This is a genomic window from Odoribacter splanchnicus DSM 20712, assembly GCF_000190535.1.
Lineage (GTDB): Bacteria > Bacteroidota > Bacteroidia > Bacteroidales > Marinifilaceae > Odoribacter > Odoribacter splanchnicus.
Genome location: NC_015160.1, coordinates 2686155 through 2702762, shown reverse-complemented (window position 1 = coordinate 2702762; position 16608 = coordinate 2686155). Strand labels below are relative to the sequence as shown.

At 44.3% G+C, this 16608-nt stretch carries 14 protein-coding genes; 9 read left to right on the top strand and 5 right to left on the bottom strand.

What is annotated here, in order from left to right; all coding sequences use genetic code 11:
- Nucleotides 1-36: 36 nt before the first annotated feature.
- Nucleotides 37-675: a hypothetical protein gene (locus ODOSP_RS11350; protein ID WP_041557345.1), complete on the top strand. Its 639-nt coding sequence runs from the start codon at nucleotides 37-39 to the stop codon at nucleotides 673-675.
- A 1-nt stretch (nucleotide 676) separates the two neighbouring features.
- Nucleotides 677-1330: a DUF3307 domain-containing protein gene (locus ODOSP_RS11345; protein ID WP_013612444.1), complete on the top strand. Its 654-nt coding sequence runs from the start codon at nucleotides 677-679 to the stop codon at nucleotides 1328-1330.
- Between the two features lie 637 nt (nucleotides 1331-1967).
- Here ODOSP_RS11345 and ODOSP_RS11335 read toward each other — a convergent pair.
- On the bottom strand, nucleotides 1968-3068 hold the full coding sequence (locus ODOSP_RS11335) for an ISAs1 family transposase (protein WP_013612441.1): 1101 nt from the start codon (nucleotides 3066-3068) through the stop codon (nucleotides 1968-1970).
- Nucleotides 3069-3348: 280 nt separating this feature from the next.
- On the opposite strand from ODOSP_RS11335, the gene ODOSP_RS11330 reads away from it, so the two are divergent.
- The gene (locus ODOSP_RS11330; RefSeq protein WP_013612440.1) at nucleotides 3349-4683 is read left to right on the top strand and encodes an NADP-specific glutamate dehydrogenase; all 1335 of its coding nucleotides are present in this window, start codon (nucleotides 3349-3351) and stop codon (nucleotides 4681-4683) included.
- A 709-nt stretch (nucleotides 4684-5392) separates the two neighbouring features.
- On the opposite strand, the gene rlmN is transcribed toward ODOSP_RS11330, so the two are convergent.
- Nucleotides 5393-6448, bottom strand: a complete 1056-nt coding sequence (gene rlmN, locus ODOSP_RS11325; RefSeq protein ID WP_013612439.1) for a 23S rRNA (adenine(2503)-C(2))-methyltransferase RlmN — start codon at nucleotides 6446-6448, stop codon at nucleotides 5393-5395.
- A 304-nt stretch (nucleotides 6449-6752) separates the two neighbouring features.
- On the opposite strand from rlmN, the gene ODOSP_RS11320 reads away from it, so the two are divergent.
- The 4 genes from ODOSP_RS11320 to ODOSP_RS11305 all read left to right on the top strand — a co-directional run bounded on the left by ODOSP_RS11320 (nucleotide 6753) and on the right by ODOSP_RS11305 (nucleotide 12161).
- The gene (locus ODOSP_RS11320) at nucleotides 6753-8915 is read left to right on the top strand and encodes a S46 family peptidase (RefSeq protein ID WP_013612438.1); all 2163 of its coding nucleotides are present in this window, start codon (nucleotides 6753-6755) and stop codon (nucleotides 8913-8915) included.
- A 16-nt stretch (nucleotides 8916-8931) separates the two neighbouring features.
- A complete protein-coding gene (locus ODOSP_RS11315; RefSeq protein ID WP_013612437.1) occupies nucleotides 8932-9954 on the top strand; it encodes a branched-chain amino acid aminotransferase in 1023 nt (340 codons plus the stop codon).
- Nucleotides 9955-10221: 267 nt separating this feature from the next.
- Complete coding sequence (locus ODOSP_RS11310; protein WP_041557342.1) at nucleotides 10222-10578, top strand: BlaI/MecI/CopY family transcriptional regulator; 357 nt, start codon at nucleotides 10222-10224, stop codon at nucleotides 10576-10578.
- Between the two features lie 5 nt (nucleotides 10579-10583).
- Nucleotides 10584-12161, top strand: a complete 1578-nt coding sequence (locus tag ODOSP_RS11305; RefSeq protein ID WP_013612435.1) for a M56 family metallopeptidase — start codon at nucleotides 10584-10586, stop codon at nucleotides 12159-12161.
- Nucleotides 12162-12301: 140 nt separating this feature from the next.
- Here ODOSP_RS11305 and ODOSP_RS11300 read toward each other — a convergent pair whose 3' ends face one another.
- The 3 genes from ODOSP_RS11300 to ODOSP_RS11290 are packed head-to-tail and all read right to left on the bottom strand — an operon-like array spanning nucleotide 12302 to nucleotide 14542.
- On the bottom strand, nucleotides 12302-13582 hold the full coding sequence (locus tag ODOSP_RS11300; RefSeq protein WP_013612434.1) for a DUF4252 domain-containing protein: 1281 nt from the start codon (nucleotides 13580-13582) through the stop codon (nucleotides 12302-12304).
- Between the two features lie 27 nt (nucleotides 13583-13609).
- Nucleotides 13610-14032 carry a hypothetical protein gene (locus tag ODOSP_RS11295; protein ID WP_013612433.1) on the bottom strand — a complete coding sequence of 141 codons (423 nt, stop codon included), beginning with the start codon at nucleotides 14030-14032 and terminating at the stop codon, nucleotides 13610-13612.
- Nucleotides 14033-14044: 12 nt separating this feature from the next.
- Nucleotides 14045-14542, bottom strand: coding sequence for an RNA polymerase sigma factor (locus ODOSP_RS11290; protein WP_228026157.1), 498 nt, complete (start codon nucleotides 14540-14542; stop codon nucleotides 14045-14047).
- A gap of 450 nt (nucleotides 14543-14992) precedes the next feature.
- Here ODOSP_RS11290 and ODOSP_RS11285 point away from each other — a divergent pair, with 450 nt between their 5' ends.
- Both ODOSP_RS11285 and ODOSP_RS11280 read left to right on the top strand, forming a co-directional pair.
- A complete protein-coding gene (locus ODOSP_RS11285) occupies nucleotides 14993-15628 on the top strand; it encodes a hypothetical protein (RefSeq protein WP_013612431.1) in 636 nt (211 codons plus the stop codon).
- Nucleotides 15629-15641: 13 nt separating this feature from the next.
- Nucleotides 15642-16283, top strand: a complete 642-nt coding sequence (locus ODOSP_RS11280; protein ID WP_013612430.1) for a hypothetical protein — start codon at nucleotides 15642-15644, stop codon at nucleotides 16281-16283.
- Nucleotides 16284-16608: the final 325 nt, after the last annotated feature.

The window sequence follows — 16608 nt, the reverse complement described above, 5'->3', positions numbered from 1 at the left end:
AGTATTATCTTTGTATCGTCAAAACAATCAATGTCTATGATAAAAGGTGTAATAACAGGAGATTTAGTTAACTCTACCAATATAGCAGCCGAATGGCGTCAGGCAGTCGTTGGTGCTTTGTATAAGTGTGCTGCCGACTTCTCGCCTCTGACTCCTATAAATATAGAGATGTATAGAGGCGACAGCTTTCAGGTTGTTGTCGGCAATCCTGAATATGCGCTTACAGTAGCAGTGGCATTTCGAGCAAAGCTTCGGGCTTCGACTCCAGAAAAGAAGGAGATGTGGGATGCCAGGGTTTCGGTCGGAATAGGTGACGTTTCCTTTGAAAGTGATAATATTGTCACAAGCGATGGAGAAGCATTCAGACTGTCAGGTAGGACTTTGGACACCATGGGAAAGAAAAGGCTGACGATTTCAACACCATGGTGCGATTTCAACAAGTCGATAGAACTTGTCACTCGTTTTGCCGATGAAGTTGTTTCTTCATGGACAGCAAAACAGGCCAATGTGGTGTATCATTCCCTGATGTCTCCCAAGACGCAGAAAGATATGGCAGTAGAGTTAGGACTCTCAAAACAGAACTTCAATTCTCATTGGACATCTGCAAAAGTGCAACTCATCTTGGACTACCTAGAATATTACAAAACACTCATCGTAAAATATAACCAACTGTGATATGGAAACACTCCTCATCAATGGTGGCAAGCTAAAGCCAGGCATAAAAGGCATTGCTTTCCAGTTGCTTCACAGTACCATTCATGCAGGTGTAGCATATCTGTTTGTCGCAGAGTGGACTTGTTGGATAATCCCTGCGGTTATCTTTGTTACCCATTTCATGATAGATTTCGTAAAATGCAAGATGAAAGTGAACTCTCTCTGCACATTCCTTGTAGACCAGTTCTGTCATATTATGGTAATTGCAGTGCTGTGGTTTCTCCTTTATGGCAAAGAGAATGAGCTGTCATTCATGGGAAGTGTCTGTTCGACAAATGTTTGGATTATCGGTATGGCATACATTCTTATGCTTAAGCCTTCATCCATCCTATTGAGTTTGTTTCTGGATAAATGGACTCCGACATCGTCAAACACACAAAGTCTGCCAAATGCCGGACAATGGATTGGCTACATCGAGAGAGTGTTGATACTGACTTTTGTACTCATTGGTAGTATAGAAGGCGTCGGATTCCTGCTTGCGGCAAAGTCAGTATTCCGTTTTGGAGAGTTAAACAAGGCCAAGGAGATTCGTACGACGGAGTATGTCCTTATAGGAACTCTTGCAAGTTTCACTATTGCTATCCTTACAGGCATAGCAGTATCACACCTGATATAGATTATGTAACTACCATGTAACCGGCAAGAAACTGAGCCATGTTGGAAGGGTAATTAATTTGAGCCGATAGTCAATCAGTAGCGGTTGTTGTAATAAGGGATATTCAGTAAATGTCCCTAAAAAATACAATGGCATATGAAGATGCCCCAGTATAATCACTTCATATGCCATTTTTATTGTCATTTTTCTGTGTTTTCCCATATACTCTTATAGGCAGGACATGACGTTCCGGAAGAAGTCTGACGACCTCTTCTGATTTTTTCGTTAAAATCATATCATGCTGATTTCACCGCTCTGTTCCTGACCTTATCTATCATCAGTACGGCATTAGCCGTATGTATTCCAAAGAAAATCCAAAGGATTTCCGTCTTCCTGTTCCGTGCCAGGGCAACCGCACCAAAATTTCTGTTAAAATATGTTTTGTGGCATAAATCATTAAAATATTTCAAAAAAAGTTGTGTAATTGGGGAATAAAGGTAATCTTGCAGATAGAAAAGTCTTAACATATGAAAATAGAACCTTAACGACTGGATTTTTTACGTGAAGATTTTGCAAACCAAAGTCTCTTGACTATGATTCGTGAGATCTTATAAGAGGTCTCTTTCCATAAAGAGGCCTCTTTTTATGATTTAGAAAATCAGATTAGTATCCCAATAATTTTTCTTAAATAGTTAATATCCAAGGCTGCTTTGTAAAGTCTTCTTTTTAGACTCAGTTTGTCTTTTTGTTCTGATACGATATGTAAAGCTACTTTTCTAAGCACTGACAAGTTTTGCGAGGAGTATCCTTTCCTTGCCCTGCAATTATCCTCTTTAAAAGTAACATCCAGGTGCCAATGAAGTTGGTTTTCAATGCTCCGGTGTCCCCTTATCAGCTTTTGAAAGTAAGACGCGCTTAATCCGATCTCATCACTGATATAATATCTGGTTTCATTGGTTGTCTTCCCGTTTATTTCCCGACTTGACTCTATTTTTATAATCGTGCCCGGTCCCCTCCAGGATCGAATAGTTTCCGCAAGCAGATATTCCCTTGCAGGAAGAATGCAGCACTTCCTGACCTCTATCCTTCCATGATCTTTATCTACGCTCGTATCTTTATCAAGGCCGCCGTTTACTTTAAATGCACATTCAATATCTTCATACAGAGATTTCTGATTGCCCTTTACCGACAACAAATAATGGCCTTTCTTATCAAGTATTAAGTCAACGATCTCTCGCTGTGTCCCCATGGCATCTATGGAGACAATCGCCTCTTCAATGTCAATCTCCGACAAGACAGCAGGGATGGCTGTTATCTCATTAGACTGGTCTTCTACCTTTCCTTGAGAGATACAGAACCTATTCTCGCTTACCCAAGCATTCAGGATATACAGACCTTTATTTCCTGTGGAAGTCGGAGATGTCCCACCTTGTTTCTTTCCATCTATAACAATCTGCTTTTCTGATAAATCAGACAGGAGTGATTTACCATAACTGCGAAGACAATGTTCCAATTCTGATGGTTCAATACGCTGGAATACACGCTCAAACGTATCTTCCGATGGTACACCGTTTGGTAGAGAAAGCAAATCATTCAACATTTCTCCACGCTCTAAAGCAAACAGACGCATATCTTCATAATCTGTTCCGCCTGTCAGATAAGTACACAAACCTATCATTAATATATCTGACAACAAAGGTAGACAGCGACCTGTTACACGAGGATCTGTCACTTCTGAAAAATAATTAGAGGTATTCATTTTGCAATGATAAACTTTTTAGAGGAATTTTGGTGCGGTCGCCCTGGAGCGGCTTTGATGATGAAGCTGTTTTTCTGTGAAAGAATGAGGGCGTTAACGTTTTCACTTTCCCGAAATTACACAAATCTTCCTTTCGTGTTTGAAATTTAACAAAATGAATTATTTTTGATATTATGCGCTACCTTTGTTCGTACAAACGAAACACACACTACTGACAATTTATATACAACTGACCCATGAAACCCGCCTTCGGGCGGGCTTCTGATTTAACCTATATCTTATGAAAGCAAAAGACGTTTTGACAGAATTGAAAAGGCGGTTTCCCAACGAACCGGAATACCACCAGGCAGTAGAAGAGGTATTGAATACCATCGAAGATACCTATAATCGGAATATCGAGTTTGAAAAAAGCAATTTGATCGAGCGGCTCTGTATTCCCGATCGGATTTTCTCGTTTCGGGTGACCTGGACAGATGATCAGGGAAATGTGCATACCAACATGGGCTACCGCATCCAGCACAACAATGCTATAGGTCCTTACAAAGGAGGAATCCGTTTCCATTCCTCCGTGAATTTATCTATTTTAAAATTCCTGGCTTTCGAGCAGACCTTTAAAAATTCACTGACTACTTTACCGATGGGAGGGGCTAAAGGTGGTTCGGATTTTAATCCGAAAGGAAAATCGAATGCCGAGATTATGCGTTTTTGTCAGGCCTATATTTTGGAGTTATGGCGCAATATCGGACCCGGTACGGATATTCCGGCAGGGGATATCGGTGTCGGTGGCCGGGAGGTTAATTATATGTACGGAATGTATAAAAAACTGGCGAGGGAAAATAGCGGAACTTTTACGGGCAAAGGCCTGGAATCCGGTGGTTCTCTGATCCGTCCCGAAGCTACCGGTTATGGGAATGTATATTTCCTGTTGGAGATGCTGAAGACCCGGAATATAGAGCTGAAGGGCAAGACCGTAGCCGTCTCGGGGGCGGGAAATGTGGCCCTTTACACGGTACAGAAACTGAACGAGCTCGGCGCAAAGGTGGTGACTCTGTCGGATAGCAGCGGTTATATTTACGATCCCGAAGGGATCGGTGCTGGAAAGTTGGAATATATGATGGAGTTAAAATTGTTCTACCGGGGAAGGGTGAAGGAATATGCCGATAAGTACGGTTGTAAATACGTGGCCGGAGGTCGGCCGTGGGGGGAGAAATGTGATATCGCTATGCCCAGTGCCACTCAGAATGAACTGAACGGTGACGAAGCCCGTACTTTAGTTGCCAACGGTTGTGTGGCGGTGTCCGAAGGGGCGAACATGCCCTCTACACCCGAAGCGATTCAGGTCTTTCTCGAAAATAAATTGTTGTATGTTCCCGGTAAAGCCGCCAACGCCGGCGGAGTGGCCACTTCGGGTCTCGAGATGTGTCAGAATGCACAGAAAATCAGCTGGACACGCGAAGAAGTCGATCAGAAACTAAAGGAGATCATGCAGTCTATCCATGCGCAGTGTGTGAAATACGGTACCCAGCCCGATGGTTACGTCAACTATGTCAAAGGAGCTAACGTGGCCGGTTTTATCAAAGTAGCCCGCGCGATAATGGACCAAGGCATTTTATAAAAGGTATAAATTCATCATAAGAACGTAAGTATAATTTTTTCTTTCTATTCCGATTTCGGTTTTTATACCGGAAGACCGGTTCGCCTGGACCGGTCCGTTAAGGCTTTCCTTCACTGACCGGCGGAACTCCTCGCAAGCTCGTCAGACACCACCGGTCGGGCGTTCGGAAACCCTAACCGGATCCTCGTTCCCGCTCCAATGGTCTTCCGGTATAAAACCCTCCATCTCACGGCAGAGCTAACCGGCAAAGAAAATACAACCAGAAATTTGCAGCAGCAGGAAGACGGACCGTCCGGCTTATTTCCAGGGAGAATAATCTTTCTTAAATCAAGACTAATCTGCAATTCAGTGATAACGTAAGTCGGAGGTGATCGGGATTGGCGACCATTGGAGCTCTGGCGAGTGTCGTCTTGCTTTTTCTGAACGCCCGACCGGTGGTGTCTGACGAGCGTAGTGAGGAGTTCCGCCGGTCAGTGATAGAAAAAGTTAGACGACCGACAGAAGCGACCGGGTCACCAATTCCGATCACCGGAGACGAATAAGTACCGAATAATTCTACCGTTTTTTGGTTACGACGGTTTAGACATAGTTTTTGAAAGCGTTGTAACTATGTAAACGGTACGCTTTAATTCGGTTTATGATACCATGTTCCGCTCCTGACCGGTGGCCTTAAAAAAGGATTCGCAGGGTCCGGAAGACTTTATGGATTTTACAAATTGCTTTCTTGTTTCCCCGCCAACTGTCCGCAGGCGGCGTCGATGTCTTTCCCTTTGCTGCGGCGTACGTTGACCACCATGTTACATCCTTCCAGAAACCGGATGAAGGCATCCCGGTTTTTGTCCGGACTGTGGTGAAAACCAGAACCTTCCACATTGTTGTATTCGATGATATTGATCTTGATCGGGAATTGGCGGCAATAGAGGGCCAAAGCTTTTGCATCTTCGAGGCTGTCGTTGATATCTTTCAGAAGCAAATACTCGAAAGTCGGACGGGTTCCTGTTTTTTCGACGAAATATTTCAGGCTTCCTGCAATCTCACTCAAAGGATAGGCTTTATTCACCGGCATAAGGAAAGTGCGGGTGGTTTCTTTCGCTGCATGTAGCGAAAGCGCCAGATTAAAACGCACTCCATCGTCTGCCAATTGCCTGATTTTTTCCGGGATACCGGCTGTAGATACCGTAATCCGGTAGGGTGACATGGCTAATCCGTCCTGGGCCGTAATCCGTTCTATCGCTCTGAGGACCTGCTCGTAATTCAGTAAAGGTTCGCCCATTCCCATGAAAACGATATTGCTCAATGGTTGCCCCTGGGCTTCCGCTGCCTGCTGTGCACGGACCACCTGTTCGAAAATTTCGCCGGCCGTTAAATTACGTTTAAAACCCAGGGTACCGGTTGCACAGAATTTGCACCCCAGCTGACAACCCACTTGTGAAGATACACAGACCGTGAATTTTTGATTTCCGGGAATCAGTACGCTCTCGACGATTTCGCCGTCGGTCAGCCGCCAGGCTGTTTTTTCGGTGCCGTCGCTGGCTGTCTGCACCTGCTGCGGAAAGAGGGAATCGAAGAAATAATGCCGGCTTAATAATTCCCGGGTAGCCTTCGATAAGTTGCTCATCTCTGCGAAATCCGTCACCCCTCTTTGCCAGATCCATTGCCAGATCTGTTTTGCACGGAAAGCCTTCTCGCCTTGTGCGGTTAAAAAGTCGCTTAAATCCCGTAAAGATTCTTCTCTGATATTTTTTTTGTTACTTGTATCGGCCATAATCTCGTTATTATATAAAATCAAAATCTCTCACCTCACAAAGGTATCGTATTTTGCTATATTCTTCTCCTTCAGCCTTCCAAATCTTTTCTTCCTGTTCTTTTTTCTGTCCCGGTTTTTTCTTTTCCTCTCTCCTGTTAAAATAAAGTGAAAATCAGATAAAGAACGGATTTAATTATATATTTGCACTTATCTTAGCTTGAAAGTTATAATAACTTAGGAAAAAGGTTATTTTTCGTTAAGAAATTTAAGTTGGGATAGTGTGGTAGTTATAATTTAAAACAAATACTATAGAATAAAACACATGAAGAAACTATTGATTATTGCTCTTGCTCTGCTTTCGGTGTCTATTGTCAGGGCTGATGAAGGAATGTGGTTGTTGTCGAAATTAAAACCACTGAACATTGAGAAAATGCAACAGATGGGATTTAAACTGACTGCAGAAGATATCTACGATGTCAATAAACCCGGTATCAAAGATGCTATCGTCGGTTTAGGCAATGCCGGCCGTCCTTTCCGTCATTTTTGTTCGGGAGAGATTATTTCTCCCAATGGGTTGATGCTGACCAATCATCACTGTGGTTTCAGTGCTATCCAATCTCATTCTTCTGTCGAGCACGACTATCTGGCCGATGGTTTCTGGGCTTACAAAATGGAAGATGAGCTCACCAATCCCGGCGTGACCGCTTCTATTCTGGAACGGATGGAAGACGTAACCGACCGTATCGCTCCTTTCTTAAAAGACGATATGAGCGAAATGGACCGCGGCGCTATCATCGACAGTATATCTGCAGTGATTGTGAAGGAAGCTGTGGCTGGAACGAAATTAAGCGGACAGGTTCAGCCGATGTTCGAAGGAAACCAATTCTTCCTGTTCCTTTACACCATCTACAAAGACGTACGTTTGGTAGGTGCCCCTCCTCAGAGCATGGGAAAATTCGGTGGAGATACCGATAACTGGATGTGGCCCCGTCATACTGCCGACTTTTCTATGTTCCGTATTTACACCGCTCCTGACGGTAGCCCTGCCGAATACTCCAAAGATAATGTACCCTTAAAACCCAAACATTACCTGCCCGTATCTGCAAAAGGCGTGAAAGACGGTGATTTTGCCATGATTATGGGATTCCCCGGAACTACCGACCGCTATACCACCAGTTTCGGATTACAGAATACGATGGATGTAACCAACGATATCCGTTACAAAGTACGTACGGTAAAATTGGAGGTTATGCGCGAAGAAATGGCTAAGAGTCCGAAAACCCGGATTCAATATGCTTCTAAATATGCCAGTTGTGCCAACTACTGGAAATATTCCTTCGAGCAGAATAAAGCGCTCAAAAACCTGAACACCAAAGGCAACAAAGAAGCCATCGAAAGAGAGTTTACCGCTTGGGTAAATGCCGATCCGGCCCGCAAAGCCACTTACGGCGAAGTGCTGCCGATGATTCGCCAGGGATACGAAGATATTAAAGAATATTCCGTAGCTACGGCTTATGCGCAGGAAGCCCTGGCCGGACCCGAAGCTCATTTGTTCGCTTACCGTAGCGGAAGAATGATCGAAGATCTTTGTGATAAAGAAATCCCCGCCGGAGAAAAAACAGAGATTAAAGAAGCTTTGAAAGATATGGCTAAAGCTTTTTTCAAAGACTATAATGCCGATCTCGATACAAAATTATTCGCTGCATTGTTTAAAATATACAACGACAATGTCGATCCCGATCTTTACCCCGAAGTTATCGATCTGGTCAACAAAAAATACAAAGGCAATTACGATAAGTTCGCTGCCGGATTGCAGCAGAAATCCATCTTCATGGACGAAGCTGCTTTCAACGCATTTCTCGACAAACCCGATTGTAAACAATTGGCCAAAGACCCGGTATATATTGCCGGTAAATCTTTCTATGAGATTTGGATCAAACTGACCGCCTACAGTGGTGAAATGCAGGAAAAAATTTCCAAAGGAGACCGTCTTTTCGTGAGGGGATTGATGGAAATGCAGCCCGATAAAGCCTGGGCTCCCAATGCCAATTCTACGATTCGCCTGACCTATGGTAAAGTAGGTAGCTACAAACCGCGGGATGCTGTTTTCTATGATTACTACACCACCCTTACCGGTGTGATCGAAAAAGAAGGGCCCAAAGGTGGGGAGTTCGAAGTACCCGACCGGCTGAAAGAACTGTATGCTCAGCAGGATTTCGCTCCTTACGGGACCGATAAGTTGAGTGTCAACTTCATCACAGATAACGACATCACCGGAGGTAACAGCGGTTCCGGTGTCATCAACGCCGAAGGACATCTGATCGGTACTGCCTTCGACGGTAACTCCGAAGCCATGTCCGGAGACATCGATTTTGAAGAAAATCTGCAACGGTGTATCAATCTCGACACTCGTTATTTCCTCTGGATTGTAGATAAATATGCCGGAGCTAAGAACCTGATCAACGAGATGACTATTATAAAATAATCAAAAACTAACTACTATGAAAAATTTAGATTGGGGTAAATTGTCCTTTGGATATTCCAAGACGGATTACAACGTACGTTGTTATTATAAGGACGGCAAATGGAGTGCTCCTGAAGTCAGCGACTCTGAAATGCTGAATATTCATATGGCTTCTACCTGTTTGCATTACGGACAGGAAGCATTCGAAGGTATGAAAGCCTTCCGGGGTAAAGATGGAAAAATCCGTCTCTTCCGTTGTGAAGAAAATGCAAAACGTATGCTTAGTTCTGCCGAATACGTAATGATGCAGGCTCCTTCGATCGAACTGTTCGAAGAAGCTGTCGTCAAAGCCATCGAGTTGAACAAAGAATACGTTCCGCCTTACGAATCGGGGGCCAGCTTATATATCCGTCCCTTGTTGATCGGTGTCGGACCGCAGATGGGAGTTGCTCCGGCTAAAGAATATATTTTCGTTGTATTTGTAGCTCCTGTAGGACCTTATTTCAAAGCCGGTTTCAAACCGACCAAAGTCATGCTCGAACGCCGTTACGACCGTGCTGCTCCCAATGGCACCGGACACATCAAAGTAGGAGGTAATTACGCTGCAGGAATGAGATCCGGCGAAGTAGCCCATCAGAAAGGCTATTCGACCGCCATCTTCCTCGATTCCAAAGAGAAGAAATACATCGACGAATGTGGCCCGGCCAATTTCTTCGGTATTAAAAACGGTTCATATATCACTCCGTTCTCTCACACCATCCTGCCTTCTATCACCAACGCCAGCCTGATGGTATTGGCCGAAGACATGGGATTGAAAGTAGAACGCCGGCTTATTCCCGTAGAAGAACTCGAGACTTTCGAAGAAGCCGGAGCTTGCGGTACGGCTGCTGTCATCAGTCCTATCGGACAGATCGATGATCTCGAAAACAACAAGAGCATCGTTTTCGGTAAGCCCGATGTTCCTGGTGAATGGTGTACCAAATTGTACAACCGTTTGAGAGCTATTCAATACGGAGACGAACCGGACAAATTCGGTTGGGTAAAAGTATTGAATTTCTAAAAATAGATTTTTAGGGATAATTGAATCAACTCGGAGAAAGTGTCTGATCGGTTCAGGCACTTTCTTTCTTTTTGGAACTCCGGGACGGACCTTTCGTCCCCAATGGGGGAGGACGGGAGTTCATAACTACTCCTTCGGCGTTTAAAGTAGTATATCGGGTTGCTGGAGCCTGCGGATATATATTTTTTTGAAACTTTCTTTATCAAACATTGGCAAATCTACGAAATTTTCGTAGATTTGCGAATAAATCGTAGTTTGATGTGCCTTATGGAAAAATTGACTTTTCAGGAAGAAGAAATCATGCTTATTATCTGGCAGGTAAAAGAAGGAGTGATTAAAGATTTTTTGAATTGCATGGAAGAGCCTCGTCCGCCTTATACGACGGTGGCTTCTATCGTGAAAAATCTGGAGAAAAAAGGATATGTACAGGCCAAACGTTATGGGAACACCTATGTTTATTCGCCTTCGATCGATGAAGGGGAATACAAAACGAAATTTCTTTCCGGCGTCGTACAGAATTATTTCGAGAATTCATATAAAGAGATGGTAACTTTTTTTGCCCGGAAACAGAAGATCTCGGCCAAAGAGTTAGAAGAAATTATCCGTTTAATTGAAAAAGAATAGGAGCTATGGAAGATTTTCAAATTTATATATTACAGGTAAATGCGGGTTTAGTGGTATTCTATCTTTTATATCGGATGTTGTTTTCCAGGGATACTTTTTTAAGAATCCGGCGTTTATTTCTTTTTTCCATCGTTATACTGGCTTTTGTATATCCCCTGATTTCGTTGGCATCCTGGTTGGAGCAAGGTAATGCCTTGCCCGGGATGGTTGTCGGGTATGCCGAAATGCTGGCGGTGGTTACTCCTGTGGCTCCGCAACCTGCCGCAGAACAATCGCTTTTCACCTGGCAGCGGTTCCTGATCTGGATTTGGAGTGGGGGAAGTCTTGTGCTGACACTCCGTATGGCGGTCCAGTTGGCTGGTATCTGTCGATTCGCTTATCAGGGTAAAAAACAGAGCTGTCATCATGTTCCGGTCATTGCTTTGCCGAAGATTACAGCTCCTTTCTCTTTCTTCGGTTGGATTTTTGTCAATCCGGCCCATTACGAAGAGCGGGAACTTCATGAGATTATCGTACACGAGTCTGCTCATGTCCGCCAATGGCATTCATTGGATATGTTACTCGGGGAGATACTTTGTATCTTTTTCTGGTTCAATCCGGTTGTCTGGCTTTTACGTAAAGAAATCAGGCAGAATCTGGAATTTTTAGCAGATGAGCAAGTGGTAAATTCCGGTTACAACCGCAAAAATTATCAATATCACTTGCTTCGCCTGTCCCATCAATCGACTGCAGTACCTATAGTTAATAATTTCAATGTTTCTCAATTAAAAAAACGAATTATTATGATGAATAAGAAAAAAACATCCAGAATCGGCTTGTTGAAATATGCCTTTTTACTTCCGGTAACCGGCTTATTGATTCTGGCTGGAAATGCACGAGCCGTAACCGATCTGGCCTCCCATACACTGATACAGGCCGGCGGGGAAACTTCCTTATACAAAGGCCGGGTAGTGGACGAACAAGGTAATCCCCTGCAAGGGGCCACGGTCATTATCAAAGGGACCTCACTGGGGGCTTCCACTGATCAGGATGGAGAATTCTCTATCCAGGCCGGGAAGGGAGATACGCTTTATTTTTCATATGTAGGCAAACGGACTGCAGAGGTGATTTGTGGGGATAAAGCTAATCTGAAAGAGGTGGTTTTACCTAAGCAACCGGTAGAGCTCGAGGGAATGGTAGTTGTCGGATATGCGAAAGCTGGCCAGAATGCAACATCTAAGGAGGGAGAAATTTTCACGGCTGTCGAGGAAATGCCGGTATTCAAAGAAGGAAATGTGCTGGCTTATATGGCACGGATGGTCAAATATCCTGTCCGGGCTCAGGAGAAAGGAATTCAGGGTAAAGTGATTGTTTCTTTCGTAATCGATAAAGCGGGTAGAGTGACCGATCCTCAGGTTGTAAGAAGTGTAGATCAGGATCTGGACCGGGAAGCCCTGAGAGTTGTCAAGGCATTACCCGATTGGATTCCCGGCAAACAGAGAGGCGTGGCTGTAGATGTGTTCTATACGCTTCCGATCGAATTCCGCTTGCAGAGCGATGCAGAAACTCCTGCCGTTTCGGGAAAAGCGGATGAACAGGTGTGACCGGCCTTTTAACAGTAAAAACAACGGCCGATAAATCGGAGTTGTGCAGTCTTCCCCATCGCTGATTAGTAAAACCTTCGGTCCTGATAAATGAATATAAATCAGAACCGAAGGTTCACCGATCCTTCCCTTAGGGGGGATTATTTCGTATTGATAATCACTTCTGCATTCGGGTAATACCCCACCTCTTTTTCAATCGGGCTAATCGGACGGATTTGCAGGATCTCACTGGGATCGATATCGAAACGGTCGGCCAGGCGTCCGTCGATAACCAGAAGAGGTTCTTTCATTTTTTCGAGATTGTATTTGTATTCCTGGCTATTGTATTTAAAAGTGAGTACGCCATTCTGAAAGCTCACAAATTCTCCTAACCGATCTCTCGACGTGATGAATAAATAGGATTTTTTGACATCTTCTTTCGATGGGATGATGTTGACATTCAAAATCTTATCCGGCATTTGTACGTTGTCTTTAGGGGCTTGTTGCCCATCGATGATGTAAGTCATATCCGAATTCTGGGAGTCGATTTTAATTTTTGTTTTTCCGTTTTCTTCCGTGATTTGTACCGAGTTACTGCTCATACCTGTACCGTTGCCGAACGATTGGAAAAATTTTTCAACCTTTTGCCGGTGATTGCCGTTTTTGAAAAATTCTTCGAAATCTTCATCCGTCATGCCCTCCCCCGGATTAAAAAATTCGTCCGGTAGGAAATGACCGAATGGAAAACCGCCGGGCATATTGTTCGTGGTGGTCGAATCACCGGGCATGCCGAAAAAATCGCCGAATAACGATCCGCTTCCCATGTGATTGTGCAGATTTTCCATCATCTGCCGGATATGCTGTGAAATAGCTCCGGGATTCATATCCGGGAAATCGTTAAAGTGTTTATACGACTCATAGGTGTCGGCATTGGAACTCAAGGCAGCCAGGGAGTTCAGGCCTTTCAGATTCAGCGCTCTCGACAGCAGGGCGATTTTATCCAGTTGAATGTCTCCCCGGAGTTCGATGATATCCACCTGTTGTGGGTTTTGGTTCCAGACCACCAGGTCGGTCACTTGTCCGTTTTTGTTGTGCGTGTAGATCAGTTGCTTTCCGAACTCGTCGTTCCGGCTTTTGATCAGTTTGTATTTTTCCGGTTTATCCAGTATTTCCCGGAACTGGCCGATCGCTTTTTCGCTCAGGGAGGGATCGGTCTGATTCAAATCCAGATTGAGAATATTCACCTCTTCCAGTTTTTGCAGGAGTTCGTTTGCCTCGGGCGGAAGATTATTCCGTTGATAAAGTCCGTAAAGGCTTTTGTCCAGCTGGGTGACCGTCACGCCGTTTTTCTCATGGTATTTGGACATGAGCTTAGATAATTGTGCATTTGCCGCGAAAGGCAAAACAGATACAATCGACAAAATAATAAATATTCTTCTCATGGCTATCTTGTTTTATAATTATACTTTTTATTCTATCGCTATAATCAGGTTATGATCTTCGTAAAGCACTCTTTGTACCGGTGTTTTTTCATCTTCCAGGGCATTTCCCAGGACGCGCAGTGCATTTTCGAAGCGTTCTTTCTTCAGGTTATCCGACAGTTGTATACCCGGACGGGGTGTCGTTGTGAAGGTCTCCCTGAATGAAAGGATCAGCACGGCCATCGCTGCAATACTCCCGGCCGTAATCCAGAGCTGTCTGATTTTGCGTTGCCGTTTTTGCCGGATATACCGCTGTAGTTTTTCATTCAGGCCTTCCGGTATTTCCATCGGACCGCGAAGCCCCAAAATCGGTTCTCCCGGGAGTTCTCCCCGTTGCCAGGCAGACCTCAACTCCCGCTCTTCTGCCAAAGTTGTCTCCCCTTTGTAATATCGTTTCAGTACTTCTTCCATATATTCTATCTGTCATCTTTCATTTCGCATCATTTCTTTTACCTTCGACCGTCCGCGTGAGAGCAACACCCGGATGTGGTTGGCGGTTAGTCCTGTGATCTGTTCGATTTCTTCAAATTCCAGTTCTTCTATTTCCCGCAGGATGAGCACCTCCCGTTGATTTTCCGGCAGAGTGTCGATGATTTGCCGGAGAAGGCTCACGGTGTCCTTGGTTTCGATTTCCTGCAAGGGATTGCTTGTATAATCTTCGTTTTGTGCCAGCTCTTCCCCGCCGTACACCGGTTTTTGTTTTTTTATCCAGTCGAGGCACAAGTTGCGGGTCACCTTCAATGCCCAGGCCCGGGGATTTTGCACTCCTTTCAGCTCTCTACGTGTATTCCAGAGTTTAATCATAACCTCCTGAGTGATGTCTGCAGCATCTGTCGGATTGCTGAGAATATGCTGTGCATAGGCATAGATATTCTTGGTCAGAGGCAGGATCATATGGTTAAATTCTTTTTCTGTCATCATTAGTAAGACGGATGCAGGCTGATTTTATTACAAAGGAACGGTTTTTTCTTCGTTAAAGTATGTTAGAGAACGTTTTTCTTGCCGTTTCTTTATCGCCTTCGATGCGCAGGTTACGTCCTTTAATAATCACATCTTCGCCGGGAGTGAGTAAGGTATTCACTTTTTGGGTTCACTTCAAATACAATAATGATACAAAATTAAATATCTTGTCGCCCACGATTGAATAATAATATTCATTTTACCTTCAGCTTCAGGTAAAAGCCTGAGGAAGGTAGTTCTTTACCATATAGTAAATAGGTAGTTATCATGTAGTTAATATGTATCAACTCCAATTCAATTCCAATTATTCTCCAATTTAATACCAATTTTAATCGGTGTTAAATTGAAAATAAATTGGAAATTTAAACTTTTTTTATTATATTACAAACCTCGAAACTAAATATAAACATCATGGCAAGAGTAATTTCTTCAGGGCTCGGGCATATTTCCGGACGCATAGGCGACCATATCTTTTATGCTGTGGGAGATAAAAGATACGTACGCCGCGCTCCTGCTAAAGTCAGTAATCCCCGTTCGCCGGCCCAATGTTTACAGCGGTGGCGGCAGGTGTGTGTGCAAACGCTGTTCCGGTCGGTCAAGGGGACTTTATTTCAGCGTGCTGCCGACGAGGCTGCTGTCCGGTTGGGAAAACGATCGGGATACCATCTTTTTTTGAGCCGGAATATCAATGCTTTCGGAGAGGGTGACCGGGTCGACTATGCCAAATTGAGTTTTGGAGGTGCTTGTTTACAATTGCCCGATGGGTTTACCTGTGTACAGAACGAAGCGGGGCATTGGGAGTTGGCCTGGCAGGCGGGGATCCCCATGGCGACGGCAGCGCCGGACGACCGTTTGATAGTTGCCGCTATCTGCCCGGACGAACCTTATCGGTTAATTGTGTTGGAAAATATCTGCGCGCTCAGAAAAGATGGACGGGCAGAAGGTGAATGGCCGGCAAGCGGGAAGGAATTGCATTTATATTGTCTGTTTTGCTCTGCATCCGGAGAAACTTTTTCGCCGGATTGCTATTTCAGATTGAACCGGTAAATACAATGAAATTATGGCAGTTTTTGAATCGGGTTTATTCAGCAGGCTGAGCGGGTCCTTCGGAAATGTTACGATGTACCGGCTTGGAGATTCTAATGTGGTAAAAGGAAAAAGATGGGCACGGGATGCCCGTACTCCGTTGCAATTGATACACCGGGCTAAATGGAAAGTCTTGGGTCTCCTGGCTATGAGAATGAAAAAAGTGCTTGAATTGGGTTTTCCCGGTAGGGAAGCCAGAGGAAGGGTAAACGGTTTTATGAGCCGGAATCTACCTTGTATGACTTGTGACGAAGGGTTGAACGTCTCCGTCGATTATAGTAAACTGAAAGTTTCGGCCGGCGAGCTACAGGCTCCGGAAGTCACTGCCCAATGGGCAGATTCGGGCGGAATTTTGATCTTCAAACAAAAACGGCAACCGCTGAAACCTCTGATGTACGATGACGACCGGCTTTATGTTTTTCTCTGGAATCCGGAAGTGCTGCGGACAAACCTGCTGCCTTTACACCAAAGAAAAGAAACGGCGGAAGTATGCTTTACACTTTCGGAAGAATGGAAGAATACTTCTTTTCATATATACGCTTTCGCCGTAAATGCACGTGCCACGAAGGCGTCGGAAACACTTTGGCTGGGAAACTTTCACGAGAATAAAGAATGATATTTATATATATGTTTACACTTACAAACATAGGTATATTTTTTCTTTCTATTCCGATTCCGGGTTTTATACCGTCAGACCGGGGCGCCTGGAACGGTCCGGTAAGGTTTTCCTTCACTGACCGACAGAAGCGACCGGCTCGTCAATTCCGATCACCGAAGACAAATTAGTAGCGAAATAAACCTGCATTAGTACCAAAATCTATACATAAATTATTCGTATTTTTCGAAAAAACATCTTAGTGCGAGTTATATTTTCTTATTTCCTCGTTCAATCGTTTGAGGTAATTCACCAAGTCATCAAATGGTATAGACTTACCATAAAT